Consider the following 231-nt stretch of genomic DNA (forward strand, 5'->3'; position numbering starts at 1 on the left):
TCTCAATACCTAGAGATAATGGTGATACGTCTAGTAATAGTACGTCTTTCACGTCACCTGCAAGTACACCACCTTGAATCGCAGCACCCACAGCTACCGCTTCATCAGGGTTAACGTCTTTACGTGGCTCTTTACCAAAGAACTCAGCAACTGTTCTTTGAACAAGTGGCATACGCGTTTGACCACCCACTAGAATGATATCGTTGATATCGTTCACAGACAGGTCAGCAT

General features: G+C 45.0%; 1 protein-coding gene. It reads right to left on the reverse strand.

The genetic code is table 11. The features are described from left to right. Positions 1 to 231, reverse strand: a 231-nt coding sequence (locus tag AAEZ22_RS18675; protein WP_352298592.1) for an Hsp70 family protein, incomplete at both ends; no start/stop codon positions are given.

It is taken from the genome of Pseudoalteromonas sp. 20-MNA-CIBAN-0454 (assembly GCF_040308685.1).
GTDB classification, from domain to species: domain Bacteria; phylum Pseudomonadota; class Gammaproteobacteria; order Enterobacterales; family Alteromonadaceae; genus Pseudoalteromonas; species Pseudoalteromonas nigrifaciens.